15 protein-coding genes are annotated in these 15,114 nt (G+C 36.3%); 4 read left to right on the forward strand and 11 right to left on the reverse strand.

Going from position 1 to position 15,114, the window contains the following annotated elements:
- Positions 1-65: 65 nt before the first annotated feature.
- The 7 genes from cydC to AC4BB7_RS12845 form a co-directional block, all read right to left on the reverse strand.
- Positions 66-1,826: a thiol reductant ABC exporter subunit CydC gene (cydC, locus tag AC4BB7_RS12815; protein WP_170922967.1), complete on the reverse strand. Its 1,761-nt coding sequence runs from the start codon at positions 1,824-1,826 to the stop codon at positions 66-68.
- A complete protein-coding gene (cydD, locus tag AC4BB7_RS12820) occupies positions 1,826-3,556 on the reverse strand; it encodes a thiol reductant ABC exporter subunit CydD (RefSeq protein ID WP_086313872.1) in 1,731 nt (576 codons plus the stop codon). Before cydD ends, cydC begins: the two co-directional genes overlap by 1 nt.
- Complete coding sequence (gene cydB / locus AC4BB7_RS12825) at positions 3,553-4,578, reverse strand: cytochrome d ubiquinol oxidase subunit II (protein WP_490483297.1); 1,026 nt, start codon at positions 4,576-4,578, stop codon at positions 3,553-3,555. The genes cydD and cydB overlap by 4 nt, the downstream gene beginning before the upstream one ends.
- The gene (locus tag AC4BB7_RS12830; protein WP_490483298.1) at positions 4,575-5,990 is read right to left on the reverse strand and encodes a cytochrome ubiquinol oxidase subunit I; all 1,416 of its coding nucleotides are present in this window, start codon (positions 5,988-5,990) and stop codon (positions 4,575-4,577) included. The genes cydB and AC4BB7_RS12830 overlap by 4 nt, the downstream gene beginning before the upstream one ends.
- A 505-nt stretch (positions 5,991-6,495) precedes the next feature.
- Positions 6,496-6,795 (reverse strand): nucleoside triphosphate pyrophosphohydrolase family protein, encoded by a 300-nt coding sequence (locus AC4BB7_RS12835; protein ID WP_086313875.1) that lies wholly within the window; start codon positions 6,793-6,795, stop codon positions 6,496-6,498.
- Positions 6,796-6,822: 27 nt separating this feature from the next.
- Positions 6,823-7,299 carry a nucleoside deaminase gene (locus AC4BB7_RS12840; protein ID WP_490483299.1) on the reverse strand — a complete coding sequence of 159 codons (477 nt, stop codon included), beginning with the start codon at positions 7,297-7,299 and terminating at the stop codon, positions 6,823-6,825.
- 131 nt (positions 7,300-7,430) lie between these two features.
- The gene (locus tag AC4BB7_RS12845; RefSeq protein ID WP_490483300.1) at positions 7,431-9,512 is read right to left on the reverse strand and encodes a DNA topoisomerase III; all 2,082 of its coding nucleotides are present in this window, start codon (positions 9,510-9,512) and stop codon (positions 7,431-7,433) included.
- Between the two features lie 189 nt (positions 9,513-9,701).
- On the opposite strand from AC4BB7_RS12845, the gene AC4BB7_RS12850 reads away from it, so the two are divergent.
- The 3 genes from AC4BB7_RS12850 to AC4BB7_RS12860 all read left to right on the forward strand — a co-directional run bounded on the left by AC4BB7_RS12850 (position 9,702) and on the right by AC4BB7_RS12860 (position 11,155).
- The gene (locus AC4BB7_RS12850) at positions 9,702-10,415 is read left to right on the forward strand and encodes a DsbA family oxidoreductase (RefSeq protein ID WP_490483301.1); all 714 of its coding nucleotides are present in this window, start codon (positions 9,702-9,704) and stop codon (positions 10,413-10,415) included.
- A 152-nt stretch (positions 10,416-10,567) separates the two neighbouring features.
- Positions 10,568-10,774, forward strand: a complete 207-nt coding sequence (locus AC4BB7_RS12855; RefSeq protein ID WP_010771364.1) for a helix-turn-helix transcriptional regulator — start codon at positions 10,568-10,570, stop codon at positions 10,772-10,774.
- Positions 10,775-11,155: a hypothetical protein gene (locus AC4BB7_RS12860; protein ID WP_490483302.1), complete on the forward strand. Its 381-nt coding sequence runs from the start codon at positions 10,775-10,777 to the stop codon at positions 11,153-11,155.
- 45 nt (positions 11,156-11,200) lie between these two features.
- On the opposite strand, the gene AC4BB7_RS12865 is transcribed toward AC4BB7_RS12860, so the two are convergent.
- Positions 11,201-11,566: a DUF1033 family protein gene (locus AC4BB7_RS12865; RefSeq protein WP_086313880.1), complete on the reverse strand. Its 366-nt coding sequence runs from the start codon at positions 11,564-11,566 to the stop codon at positions 11,201-11,203.
- Between the two features lie 225 nt (positions 11,567-11,791).
- On the opposite strand from AC4BB7_RS12865, the gene AC4BB7_RS12870 reads away from it, so the two are divergent.
- Entirely contained in the window at positions 11,792-12,184 is a 393-nt protein-coding gene (locus AC4BB7_RS12870) for a hypothetical protein (protein WP_490483303.1), read from the forward strand.
- A gap of 25 nt (positions 12,185-12,209) precedes the next feature.
- Here AC4BB7_RS12870 and mnmA read toward each other — a convergent pair whose 3' ends face one another.
- The 3 genes from mnmA to AC4BB7_RS12885 all read right to left on the reverse strand — a co-directional run bounded on the left by mnmA (position 12,210) and on the right by AC4BB7_RS12885 (position 15,112).
- Entirely contained in the window at positions 12,210-13,334 is a 1,125-nt protein-coding gene (gene mnmA, locus AC4BB7_RS12875; protein WP_086313882.1) for a tRNA 2-thiouridine(34) synthase MnmA, read from the reverse strand.
- Positions 13,335-13,542: 208 nt separating this feature from the next.
- Positions 13,543-13,884: a DUF1831 domain-containing protein gene (locus tag AC4BB7_RS12880; protein WP_086313883.1), complete on the reverse strand. Its 342-nt coding sequence runs from the start codon at positions 13,882-13,884 to the stop codon at positions 13,543-13,545.
- 85 nt (positions 13,885-13,969) lie between these two features.
- On the reverse strand, positions 13,970-15,112 hold the full coding sequence (locus AC4BB7_RS12885) for a cysteine desulfurase family protein (protein ID WP_490483304.1): 1,143 nt from the start codon (positions 15,110-15,112) through the stop codon (positions 13,970-13,972).
- Positions 15,113-15,114 lie beyond the last annotated feature (2 nt).

Consider the following 15,114-nt stretch of genomic DNA (forward strand, 5'->3'; position numbering starts at 1 on the left):
GCAAAGCTCATAGAGTTTTGCCTCATCTTTTTATTTTATTCCTCAACAAATACTTTCGTCAATACTCAACTCTTATTCATTCCTCGATCAATTGCATATAATTGTTGATAATGCGAATTATTTTCTAACAACTCTTGCGGTGAACCGCTCATTTCCAACTGACCATCTTCAATAAAAATCACTCGATCCATCATGTGAACACCTTGCAAGTGATGGGTGATCCAAATAATCGTTTTATCTTCTAATGTATCAAAGAATGTGTTTAACAATTGCTGTTCTGTAATCGGGTCAAGACCTGTCGTCGGTTCGTCCAGCAAGACAACTGGTGTGTCTTGAAGTAAAATACGAGCCAATGCCAAGCGATGACGTTCACCACCTGAAAAACGTAAACCAGCTTCATCCACCATTGTCAGTAATCCTTCTGGTAATCCTTTGATCATTTCTTTCAACCCAACCTGATCCAGCACTTGCCAAACCTCTTCTTCTGACGCTTCTTCGCGTCCAATTCGGACATTGTTTAGAATTGTTGTTCGGAAAAGATATGGTGCTTGATGAATCACACCAATTGATTTCGTGATTTGATCGCCAAATTCAGACGTTGGTATTCCATCTAGCGTAATACTTCCTTTATCCGGTAGTAAATCGCCACGAATCAAGGTAGCTAATGTACTTTTCCCTGAACCACTACGTCCTAAAATCGCGAGTTTTTCTTTAGAATGAATGGTTAAATTCAAGTCATCTAAAACGAGTTTAGACGTTCCTTCATAAGAAAATGATACATCACTGACCTTAATTTCAGTATCTTTTATTGTGAATTCTTTTGTCACTGCTTTTGTTTCTTCTGGTTCTGGTAAATCATTCAAACGTTTGATGGAATCTTTATAGATATTTGTTTCTTGTGCTGCATCAGGTAGCGGTGCAAATGCATCGATCAACGGGAATACCGTCAACGTAAACGCTGCAATCCAGTTAGCTGCACCACCATGATTACCAGGAAAGCGAATGCTTGTCCAAGCTAAAATTGCAACAGTGATCACACCAAAAGCTACTTGTAACACAAAATCACGAGCACGATTAAAGCGTTTGATCTGTTCATCCAGTTGGCGTAACTTTGCTTCTTCATTTTCATATGAATGAACAAACTCATGTCCCCGTTGGCTAAACACCCAATCAGAAACGCCTAAAATATTATCTGTCAGTGTTTTATATAATTCATTCTTAGAGACTTTTTGTTTCTCTTGTCTGGCCCCGTTCACTAAAACTGAGATCAAAGGCAATAGAAAAATCACGACCCCTAACATCAATAGCATACATAAACCAAACCACCAAGAAAATAACCCTAAACCAATAATAATAAAAATATATAACAACCAAGCAATCACTGTTGGAAAAATCGTACGTAAATACAAATTTTGCAAGTGATTGATATCTTCTGACAATAACCCTAAAATGTCCCCTGTTTGGTATTTTGATTTAAAGAAAATCGCATCTTTTTCTAAAACCATATACAGCTTCAAACGCAAGTCAGAAGTCATTTTCAAGACCCAATTATGGCTGACTAAACGCTCAATATATCGAAATACCGGACGACTGATCCCAAAAGCTCGAGTTAAAACGATTGGAATATAAATCATCAAAATATTTTCTGGAAGTGATGCTGCTCGGCTAATTAAATAACCTGAGTTAAACATCAAGGCTCCCGCACTGAAAAAGGTCAAAAAACCTAATATCAATGCTAGATACAATAAGCCCTTATACTTTTTCAAGAACGGTCTGACCCATTGATCTTTTTCGTATAATTCTTTATTTGTTGGGGTATTTTCCATTATTCTGTCCCCCTCATTTGATTGACTAAGGTCACATAGTAACCCTTTTTCTCGGTCAATTCAGCTAAAGTTCCTGCCTCCACCAGCTGACCTTTATCCATTACAAGAATATAGTCCATTTCCGCCATCCAGTGTAATCGATGAGTGGCAAAAAAGACAAGATGATCTTCCATTAGCGGCAACATTCTCATCTTTAATTCAACTTCTGTTTCGATATCTAAGTGAGCAGTCGGTTCATCAAATAATAAAATTCGACGTTCTTTATCTAAAAAAGCTCTAGCAAGCGCCACACGCTGTGCTTGACCACCACTTAACATTCTCCCGCTTTCACCGATCACCGTGTTTATACCGTCTGTTAGACCTGTTACAAGCGTTTCTAATCCTACCAACTGAATAGCAGCTAATACTTGCTCATCTGTTGCCTCAGGTGTATAGAAACGAACATTGTTTGCTAAGGTATCTTGAAAAATATACGGAGACTGTGGAATATAAAGAACTTGCTTCTGCCATTCTGTTTGCAGAAAGTGCGGAATGACTTGTCCATCGACTTCGATTTTTGACGTTTCAGCATCTGGTTCTAAAAATCCACTTAGTACATTGATCAAAGTCGATTTGCCCGAACCGCTAGCACCGATGATTCCGATTTTTTGATACCCTTTTGCAGCAAAATCCAAGCCTTTTAAAGCAGGTTGCGCTGCTTCTTCATATTGAAACGTCAATTGTTCAGCTGATAATTCACTCAACGCTGTCCAATCCCCTAAAGTAAGGCGATCCGTTTCCGTCATTTCTGGTAAATCTAATACAGCTTGAATTGCCTGAAATGAATTTTTCCCATCCAAGGTTGCATGATAATCACTTGCAAAATCTCGAACTGGCAAGAAGAACTCTGGTGCTAAAATCAACGTCGTCAAAGCTGGAAATAGTAAAATACCGCCTTCCAGCAAACTCAAGCCTAAAAATACCGCCACAACAGCGACTGATAATGTTGTAAAAAAGTCCAAAGCAAACGTTGATAAGATTGCAATTTTCAAGGTACTCATCGTCGCTTCTCTGAAACGCTCGCTTGTATTATAAATACTACCTGCGTATTTTTTGCTTAATCCAAATAACTTTAGCGTATCTAATCCTCGTAATGAATCAATAAAGTGATTGGATAAAATCTGAAACGCTTTGTATTGTTTATCTGCTTTACTTTGAGCCGCATATCCTAAAATAATCATAAATATGATAATCATCGGAAAGACAACGAGTAACACAACACCTGAACGAATATCTAATGTAAAAACAAAAATCAAAATGATCCACGGAATGATCATCATATTCATGATTTTCATCAAAATCAAGTGAAGATAATTTTCAGCTTGGCTGATTCCTTCAAGTGCCATGGTAATCATATTTCCTGTTCCATTTTTTTGAACCACCGTTGGACCTAAGCGAAAAACTTTTTGCAGCAACGCTTCTCTTAATTCACGAGAACGCTCATAACTAAAGGTATCCAACATTTTTTCACGAAGATACGTCACCACATGTCTGCCAGTATAAAACAAAAAGAACACCAAAATATTCAACAGCTGGTCACGTAAATGACCACCTTCCCATAACCCAACAACGGCTTTAGATAAATAAAATGCTTGTCCTATAATAAATACTGCTTGCAGGAAAGAAAAACCTGCAAGCAAGATCATGATATTTTTGATTTTCGGCATTTTTAAGATGGCTTTATCGATCATCCTTCATACCCCGCAGCTTCAATAGCTGGATGTTTGATACGTTTTCTAAAGACATAGTAAGACCAACCTGTATAGGCTAATACAAATGGTAAGATTGTTAATGATAACCAAGTCATTGTTTTTAACGTATAAGGAGTACTTGATGCGTCTTTGATCAAGATGTCATAGTACCCTTCACTACCAATCATGACACGTGGGAACAATCCACTGAATAATAAAGCAACTAAAAGAATCAATGTTAAACCACTTGCGATAAATGCCAACATTTCTTTTTTCTTAAAGACACTTACATTAGCAACAACAGTTAATGCAACGATTCCTACTACTAATAATAACGTCACGACTAAATGATTATCGAAGAAATCTGTTTTAAAGTACAACAATGCTGCAAATACAACTAAGCCAACATATAAAATCCAATAGAAAAATGACGCATAGTTACGCGCACGTTCTCTCACAGGACCTTCTGTCTTAAGCGTAATATAGTTCAACCCATGTAGGTAGCACAATAATGTTAATGCAACGCCACCAACTACAGAAAACACATTAATGTAATCTGTAAAAGAAGCCATCATATTCCCATCTTTATCAAGCGGCATACCTTGTACCATGCTGATGAATAACACACCAAAGAAAAATGGTACGATAAAACTACCGATTGATAATGTCCAATTCCACATTCTGCGTCTTTTACCATCCGGCATACGATGACGGAATTCAAATGACACACCACGAATGATCAACCCAACTAGAATAATAAACAAAATCAAGTAAAAACCACTAAACAATGAAGCATACCAGTATGGGAAAGAAGCAAACATCGCGCCTCCCGCTGTTAATAACCATACTTCATTACCATCCCAAACCGGTCCAATCGTTTGGATGATTTGTTCTTTTTCTTCTTCATCATGAGCTAATGTTTGAACCGACATACCCACACCAAAGTCAAAACCTTCTAAGAAGAAGAAGCCTGAGAATAAAATACCAATTAGTACAAACCAAAGTAATTGTAACGTACTCATTCGCCAAAGACCTCCTTATCAAATGGATCTACATCAGTAGAGTTCGCCTCTGCTAATTTCTTTTCCTCATAATCTGGTCCTTTTTTAAGTTCAACAGTAACTAAGTAAACCATCACTGAACCAAGACCTGCAAATAAAATAAAGTAAATAATATTCGATGTTAATAATGAAGCCACAGATACATTTGGTGACACACTATCTTCGATCGTGAATAGACCATAAACAGTCCAAGGATAACGACCAAGTTCTGTGATCAACCAACCTGTTGTATTCGCTATGAATGGCGCAAATGTACATAACGCTACGATCCAAACCATCCAGCGTTTTTCATAAAGTGATGGTTTTTTCTTACGGGTAAAGAACAATCCTAAAGCAGCTACTAATAACATTAATACGCCGAATCCAGCCATTATTCTAAAGCTCCAGAATAACGTGTTAACTGGTGGGAAGTAATTTCTATCACCATATTTTTCAATTAAATCTTTGTTTGCTGTTTCCATTCCATCTACCGAACCAGAAAGGCTATTGTACGATAGAATACTTAATACATAAGGTATTTGAATCCCAAAGACCTGTTTATGCTCAGCCTCATCAGCCCAAGCAATCAAAGTCCACGCGGCTGGATCCCCAGAATCTTCATAAGAACCTTCCATGGCTGCAAACTTCATTGGTTGTCCTTCAATCAATGCTTTCATTTGTAAATCTCCAGCAAGTAATACGCCTAGAGAACCAAATAACGCAATCCATAATCCAATACGCATAGAAACCTTGTGGAAGCTGACATCACGTTTTTTCAGGATTTGGAACGCAGCTAGACCTGCTACGATCATACCACCCATTACGATAGCACCCGCTAACACGTGCGTAAATTCATACCAGACTTTCGGATTGGCAATGACTGCACCAAAATCGATCAATTCTGCACGACCATTGTTTAGCGTATATCCAACTGGATGTTGCATAAAGCTATTGGCAGCTAAAATCCAGAACGCTGACATCATTGAACCAAATACGACCAACCAAATAAATGTTAAATGTAGTTTAGGACTTACTTTATCCCAAGTAAAGATCCATAAACCTAAAAATGTTGATTCTAAAAAGAATGCAAGTAAGGCCTCAATTGCCAGTGGAGCACCAAAAATATCTCCGACAAAGCGTGAATAATCTGACCAGTTCATACCAAACTGGAATTCTTGAATAATTCCTGTTACGACTCCTACTGCAAAACTTAATAGAAAAATGTTGCCCCAAAACTTCGCCATTTTGCGATAACGTTCATCTTTTTTCACGACATACATTGTTTCCATGACTGCGACTACAAGTGCTAATCCTATTGAAAACGGTACGAAGAAGTAATGAAAGACTGTCGTCATTGCAAATTGGAATCTTGCTAATGTTACAATATCAAACATCAATAATCCCCCTTGTTTTTACGGTCTCCACAAAAAGAAAGAAGCTGATTTCATTCATTATAACGATTCATTTGCACAGCTGGTTGGGACTGCCAAAATGAATCAAAACCAAGAATAAAATAAACCTAAATACACTATTTGCGTGGAAACTCTTTTTATTAAATTTAGAATGATTCCAATTTAGAGTATACTCCTTTTATTGTAAATTACAAATGTTTCTACGCTTTTTTCATCAAAATATTCCTTTGTTCTTGTGGAAAAATAAGAAAAGAGAAGATAAAAGACCGAATATGAAAAAAACACTTCGATTGAAGTGCTTTTTCTCAACTTAAAATTTTGCTTACCTATATGAATAAAACGCTCATTTTTTTCGAAAATAACTTTTGCTGATGATCCATTTGCGTATGTGATGATCATTGCTTTAAACCCTAAAATGTCTTTTTCCTCAACCACATTCAACTTTTATAATTAGCCCTAGCATAAAATTAGAGTAAAAAAAGTTCGTTTATTCTAATACCCCTTTTTCCTTCGAATAGTCCATATATTTGTAGACTTTCTCTATTTTGCTCTGCTTTACCTTCTCTATCTTCTCTTGAGTAAAGCCTGCAATGACTCCTTGCTTTTGTAACTCTTCGATCATCGCAGTCAATTGATAAAATTCTGTCAACATTTGTTCTTCATTTGTTTCATCAGCTCTGGACGGATGGTGATCGTCAAAACCAAATCTGATTGCTTTTGATAATGCTTGTTGGATTTCTGCACACTCTTCCATCGCAACTAAAGCTAAATAGTCATTTTTTCTCATCTTTCTATCCCTTTCTCTTCTAATTTTCTATTTTTGAAAGTAATCGACATAGACAGGAACTGAATCTTCTTTTAATACACCTTTAGAAACTTCTGGTCTATTTGGACTTTTTTCAAAAATTTCTTCGCTGCCGATCATAATATTAAATCCTGCAATCTCGGCTAATTCATCATGACCTAAACTATAGACCATTCTACCTAAACTACTCCAAACCATTGCTCCTGCACACATACAGCATGGTTCACAACTTGTATAAAGTGTATATTCAGATAGATCTGATATTTTTTTGCTAGAACAAAAATCCCGAATGATTCCTAATTCTGCATGATAAGTAGGGTCACTTTCTGTATGAATTTGATTCTCACCAGTTAGGACAACTTTATTATCTTTTACAAGTAATGCGCCAAAGGGTTCATTTCCTTTTTTAGCAGCATCTTTGGCAAGTTCTAGTGCTTGTTTCATGAATTTTTCGTCTACTTGTTCTTGGTTATTGTTGACAGCCATAATTCTTTCACTCTTCTCTATTTAATATTTTGACTAAATTATAACATGAAATCAAGCGGTTTCATGCCTCCTTATCTACTAAAAAACACCGATCATCAAAATTTCTAATGATCGGTGTCTTTAATTGAAAATCAGTCTTGTTTCATAGCCGCTTTTAAAGCTTGTGCTAGTGCACTTTCTTCTGGTTCTTCTTTTTGTGAATATTTCTTCATCAACTTACGTTCTTCATGTTTTGTGAGTTTTTTACTGCGTTCTTTTTTATCCTGCATTTTTTCAGTGATCAAACAGTATTTACATTTAAAGTAAGAACCGTTTTTACCATCGATAATTTCCATTTTACGGTGGCATTGCGAACAACGGTGATTGGACACTTTCGGGTCTTTTCTACGACGGTAACTACAATCTTGATTGGAACAAACATAAATTTTACCGTCTTTAGTATTTTTCTCACGCAAGTTTGAGCCACATTCTGGGCATTTCTTTTGTGTGATAGAAAAATCTTGGTATTTGCTTTCGCTTTGTTTGATCTCGTTGACTAATTTTTTCGTATCTTGTTCAATTTCCTTAAGGAAAACAGTACTGCTTTGTTTCCCCTTGGCGATAGCTTCTAATGTTTTCTCCCATTTTTCGGTTAATTCAGGCGTAACTAAGGATGGATTGACCAATTCAAGCAATTGTTTGCCCTTTGGTGAAACACTTAAACCATTTGTCGTGCGTTCCATCAATTCTGATTTGATCAGTTTTTCAATGATTTCAGCACGCGTAGCAGGAGTACCTAAGCTATGTTTTTCCATTAAACCTAGTAAGGAACCTTCAGTCAAAGGTTTTGGTGGTGCTGTTAGTTCTTTATTAATGGTGAAGTTTGGCGGTACGATCATGCCTAATTTCCAGTCGACAGATGGCGCTACTTCTTCTTTTTCTTGCTTCCATCCTGCAACTTCTACTTTGCTTTGACGGAAAATAAATTGTTCTTTATTAAAGTTTACTGTTACTTTTGTTTGTTTTGTGCGGTGAGGTTCAGCAAACATCCCCAAGAAACGTGTGACGATCATATTATAGATTTTTTGCTCGTCTCCACTTAACTTCTCATAACGAGGACGCTGTTCTGTTGGAATCAAGGCATGGTGATCTGTGACCTTCTCGTTTTGGAAGACTTTCGTCAGTTTAACTTGACCACCGTCTTTAATATACGTTTTAACTTCGGGTGCAAAATCACTCACTGCTTGCAAACGCTCTTTCATCGTTGCTTTCATATCCGTTGTTAGATACTTACTATCCGTCCTTGGATACGTCACGATTTTATGAAATTCGTAGAGACTTTGAACGAGGGAAAGAGTTTTCTTCGCTGAAAATTGATAGCGTTGATTGGCTTCTCTTTGAATTTCAGTTAAATCATAAGGAAGTGGTGCTTGTTCTGTTTTCGTTTTTTCTTGGATATCTGTTACTTTCCCTTTACCTTCGCTTAATTTTTTTACGAACGCTTCTACATCATTACGTTCTTTAAATGCGTATGGATTACTTTGAACCAGCTTCGCTTTTTCTTTTTGGACTTGTAGTTCTACTGAAAAATACGTTTGTGGTCTAAAGCCTTCGATTTTTTTTTCTTGTTGGCGGACTAAAGATAGTGTTGGTGTCTGTACCCGTCCAGCTGAAAGGCTATCTTGATATTTTACCGTTAAGGCTCTGGTGACATTCAAACCAACTAACCAGTCTGCTTTGGCGCGAGCTAAAGCTGAATAATATAAGTTATCATATTCTTTAGCAGGTCTCAGTTTTTTGAAACCATCCTTTATTGCCTTATCTGTTTGCGAAGAAATCCAAAGACGCTTAACCGGCTTGTTAAAATGAACATATTCTAAAATCCAACGAGCGACCAATTCCCCTTCACGTCCTGCATCAGTTGCGATCACCGCTTCTGTGACGTCTTTACGGTTTGCTAATTGCTTAATAGCTTTTAATTGATGTCCTGTTTTTGGTAAAGGCTTGATTCCTAAATTTTTCGGTACCATCGGCAGAGTTTCCATTTGCCATGATTGCCATTCTTTATTGATGTCTTCTGGCATCTTTAGTCCTAGTAGATGACCTAATGCCCACGTCACAATCACATTAGGGCCTTCGTAGTAACTTTTATTCTTTTGATTTGCTCCTAGTACTTTGCTTAAATCTTTGGCAACACTAGGTTTTTCGGCAATAATCAGTTGTTTGTTCGCCATTTATTTCACTCACTTTCTGTATTCCATATGTCAATTGAATTAATCGCTAAAATGTCAATATGTTGATTTTACCACACTCGGCTTGTTCTTTTCGCCTCTTATTCAAGCTTTTTAATTGAAATGTAAATAGAAGAACTATATACTTACTAATTGTAAGTGTATAGAAATAAAGATTATCAAGGAGATACTATGATTACAATTGAGTTTTTTCACGACGTTATCTGTAGTTTCTGTTTTCCAATGTCGTATAGAATGAGACAAATTCAAAAAGAGATGCCTGAATTAAACATCATCCATCGCTCTTTTGCTTTAGCTAGAGATGAGGAAGATCATGAGCGGATGTTTGGTTCTAGAGAAAATGCTAAAAATGAAATCCTATCCCACTGGGTTCATGCGAATCAAAATGATGACCTTCATCGATTTAACATTGAAGGAATGAGAGCAGCTGACTTTCTTTTTCCAACTTCTATGAATGGCTTACTGGCTGCAAAAGCGGCAGGAGTTGTAGGCGGAGAAGCTAGTTATTGGGACATGTTTGATGCATTACAAACAGGATTATTCGTCGATAGTCAAAATATTGATGACATTGCCGTGATTGAATCAATCGTCAAAAACAGTTCCATTGATTTTGAAAAATGGCAGCAAGCTTTTATTAATCCAGAAACGTTAGCCTTAGTTGAAGATGATTTTCGTTTAGCAAATGCCTATCAACTTAGTGGTGTTCCAGCGTTGATCGTTAATGGAAAATATCTGATCAACGGCGCCCAGCCAATGGATCAAATCATCCAAGCAATTGAGACAATCAAAGAAAAAGAGACACCGATTATTGAAGTGATCGAAAATGGTGAATCGGAAAATGGTTCTTGTACTATGGAAGATGGAAAATGGGTTTGTAAAGATTAGTCTGAACTAGTGTGAAGAAAAGCAACTTTTTAAAGTTTATTCGTTGCTTTTCTTTTTTTGTTCAAAATAACGTAAAGATATCTTTACGAACCGATTTAACTATGCTAAAATAAAGTAAAGATATCTTTACTAAAAATTAGGAGTTTACTATCATGAACGTTCATAATAAGATCAAAGAAATACGTGAAAGTAAGAAAATAACCCAAATTCAGATGGCCACTGATTTAGGCGTTTCTAGACAAACCATGAATGCTATTGAAAAAACAAAGTATAATCCAAGCTTGGAGCTATCTTTAAAAATAGCGAAATATTTTAATATGCATGTTGAAGAAATTTTTCAGCTAGAGGAGGAAGAATAAATGAATACAGCTTTACAAATAACACAAGCCACTATTTTATTACTAATAGGGGTTTTTACAATTAGCTCAATTTTTAATGCTATTAAAGCCTTGGTTCAAGTAAAGAAAGGTCGTCTGGATGAATTAGAGAAAAAAACTGTTTTAGACTCCTTAGTTTATGCAATGATTACGCTCTTCATAGTGCATACGCTTCAATTTGTTCTTGGCATCGCAGCGAATATGATACCAAATAGTGGCTTTCACTATCGTCCAATCATTTCTAGTGGAGTACCTTATAGAAGTATTATTAGTAATGATCCGTGGCACTTTGAATCACTCTTTTTTGATTGCCTCATTTTCTCAGTTATCTACTTCTTCAGAAAACGAAAATATAGAGAGTAAGATAATGTTCCCATTATCTTACTCTCTATATTTTTCTTAATTTTTTTAAACTAAGCTCGATTTACAACATTTCGGCTTCGCACAATCATTATGGCGTTCATGAAAATCATCGCCACTTTCGAATGTCACAGCCTGCAGATCTTTTAACAAAGCTAATCCTTTATATTGTTGCAGATCTTCATCGCATTCTTCACACCAGCGTTCGTCACCATTGTTCCAAAACGCTGCTAAGTAATTCACTTTTGTATTTATGTACTCATATGTTGAAGAAAGTTCTTGCCATTGTTTTATGTAGTAACGTTCCGCATCTTCTAAAGAGTCAAATGTTCTATTTTCTTCGATATCTTCTTGCCAGTCCTCAAAAAACCACCAAGGCTCATTATCGCCGTACATGGTAACCACTTGGTACATTGATCTATCACTCCAATTCTTTCTACAAGAGCTATTTTAGTCACTTAGGGGGAAACTTTCAACTTAAGTGCTTGTGAAATACTTTTTTGTTTAAACGTTCATTATTTTAAGTTTACCACAAATTGGAATAGCCGTAAGAATAAACTTGTTTTTCTCTTTCTATCATTGCGAATAGAAAGAGCATTTGCTAAAATATGAAAAGAATAGAAAGGAACGTTTCTAATTATGAAAAAACCTGTATTTTGGAATTCGATAGCTATTTATTTACTATTATATAATAATATTTTGCTCATCCTATCGTTGATCTTGGCATTGAAAACTGTAGTTGAAGGAAATGGAAGCTTTGGATCAGATATTTGGTATCAAATAGCTGTTTTTCTAATTTATATTATTGAAATAGCTGGATTGATAACAGGGGGAAAAAAAGGCTACGTCATCTCTATACTTTTCATTCCATTTATTTTTTTAATGTACTTTTACCCACCAATGATGGTCAGTATGTTTCCGAAAATGATTATGCTAGCATTTCGTGTCGTTGAGTTATTTTCAATGCTTTACCTTATTGTTTCACCAGAATCGAGAGCATATTTTCGTAACTATAATCAAAAAAACGAGTAGGAAAAAGTCTCTACTCGTTTTTTGATTAAATATATTGCAACACTTTTTCTTCTTGATACGCTTGATCGATCAAACCGCCACCAAGACATTCCATCCCATCATAAAATACGACTGCTTGTCCTGGAGTGATTGCTCGAACTGGTTCTGAAAAAATAACTTTAGCTGTTGTTCCATCACCCGTTAACACAACTTTAACTGGAATATCATCTTGACGATAACGGAATTTCGCTGTACATTCAAATTCTCTTGGCATTTCTGTATCCACTGTGAAATGAATTTCACTTGCATCTAAATGCGTTGCGTATAATTGTTCATGATGAAACCCTTGTCCAACATATAATGTGTTCGTTGCTAGATCTTTTCCCACTACAAACCAAGGTTCTTGTGAGCCTTTGCCGCCGCCAATTCCTAAGCCTTGGCGTTGTCCGATCGTATAATACATCAAACCATCATGTTGCCCTTTGATTTCTCCATCTAAAGTAACCATATTCCCTTTGTTAGCAGGTAAATAGGTACTTAAAAATTGTTTGAAGTTCTTTTCTCCGATAAAACAAATACCTGTTGAATCTTTTTTCTTTGCAGTTGCTAAATCAGCACGTTCTGCGATTGCTCGAACTTCTGATTTTTCCATGCCTCCTAAAGGAAACATCGTTTTAGCTAATTGCGCTTGAGACAATTGACTCAAGAAATATGTTTGATCTTTATTATTATCCACACCACGTAACATACGTACGGTGCCGTCTTCTTTTCGTTCTACTTGGGCATAATGTCCAGTTGCTACATAATCTGCCCCTAGTTGCATCGCATACTCTAAAAAAGCTTTGAATTTAATTTCTTTATTACACATCACATCAGGATTTGGCGTCCGTCCCAAGCGATATTCTTTAAGAAAATATTCAAATACGCGATCCCAATATTCCTTTTCAAAGTTTACAGAATAGTAAGGAATACCGATTTGGTCGGCAACTTTCGCTACATCCTTGTAATCTTCGGTAGCTGTACACACACCATTTTCATCCGTGTCATCCCAGTTTTTCATAAAGATACCCACGACATCATAGCCTTGCTCTTTTAAAAGCAGTGCTGTAACAGAAGAATCTACACCTCCGCTCATGCCCACAACAACACGAGTTTTGCTGTTATCTGTCATTTGATCACCATCATTTCAATTTAGATTCTGAATGCATCTACGATTTGAAGGTCGTAACTTTTCAGTGATACTTATTATACTAGTATTTTTGAAGAAGTAAAGGTATTAAGAGTGAACAACTTGCTTCTCAGTAAAATTATTCTTCATTTTGAACGCAAAAAAATAAGACAAGACCTTGTCGATCTTGTCTTATTTTCAGAATATAGCATTATGCTTTCTCAAAAACCCCGCGACTGATCATACCATCCATCAAGAAATAAAACTTCTCTTGACTCATTGCATGAGATTCACTTTTGAAGATATTCATTGATTTTAAGCCGTTAGCTGTTGTCACAGACATTTTCAATGTTTTTAAATCTTCTGCGATCGTGATTTTTAATTTAAAGCCTTCTTTACTTTGGGGTGTTGCATCCAATGGACGAATCAACTGAAAATTCCCTGAATTTGTTTCAGTGAAGCCATTATCTTTTAACGTGTATTTTTTTGCTTGTTCATTTACTTTATAAAATACCGTACAACCTTCTACTGTTGCTTTTTCTTTAAATGCCATTTTTCCACCTCTTTATTTATTGTCTCTTTTATTATAGTTGGTACGCTTTCTTTTTGCTAGTTCTAATCTGACTTTTCTTTAATTACTACTTAATTTTTTGAATTATGTCGACTAATATAGCTGTTAATCGTTGGATCTGTGCTTCATCATTTCCTAATCCAAAACTGATTCGTACAGATTCCTTGATGGCTGGATCATTTTCGCCATACATCGCTTGTAGAACATGAGAAGGATCGACTGTGCCTGCAGTACAAGCTGAACCTGTTGATATCGCCACACCTTGTAAATCTAAGTGCATCAACAATAAATCACTTGGTATGCCTTTAAATTGTACATTTAAAATATGAGCCAGCTTATTTTCAGGATTACCATTGATCCGATAATCAATCTGAGCTTTATCCAGTTCAGTTAAAATAATTCGTTCAAATTTGATATACTTTTCATGCCGTATTTCTTTTTCAGTCTCTGTCAAAAGTTCGACTGCTTTGCCCATTCCAGCAATACCAGCTAAATTTTCCGTCCCTGCTCGGCGTTTTTCTTCTTGTTCTCCACCGTGTAAAAATGACGGTAAAGAAATGGCATCATTTTTAAATAAGAAGCCTACACCTTTTGGTCCATTGATTTTATGAGCAGAAATACTCAATAAATCAATCCCTAATTCATGTGGTAAAATCCGCTCAGAGCCATATGCTTGTACAGCATCTGTATGAAAAATTGCTGGATGTTCTTTTAATAATTCCCCGATTTCTTTGATCGGCATTAAATTACCAATTTCATTATTGCCATACATCACGGAAACCAAAATTGTATCATCCCGCAAAGCAGCTTCAAAATCTGCGATGGACAGATTTCCATCTATGTCAACAGGTAGATAGGTCACTTCAAACCCCAACTCTTCCAGATACTTCATTGTTTCTAAAACAGCAGGATGCTCGATCGCTGTTGTAATCAGATGCATTCCCTGCTCTTTTCTAGAAAATGCCGTCTCAATGATTGCCGTGTTGTCCCCTTCTGTTCCACCACTATTAAAGATAATCTCGTGTGGCTTTACTTCAAGGCTTGCCGCAATCACTTGACGGATATCTTCTAACTTACGATGGGCTTGTCTGCCAAATGTATGGATACTAGACGGATTGCCAAATGTATTGGCCATTTCACTGGCCATTATCTCAATAACTGCTGTATGCGCAGGTGTTGTTGCTGCATGATCTAAATAAATGGTTTCCACTG

It is taken from the genome of Enterococcus sp. AAFC-DPL-5182, assembly GCF_058216605.1.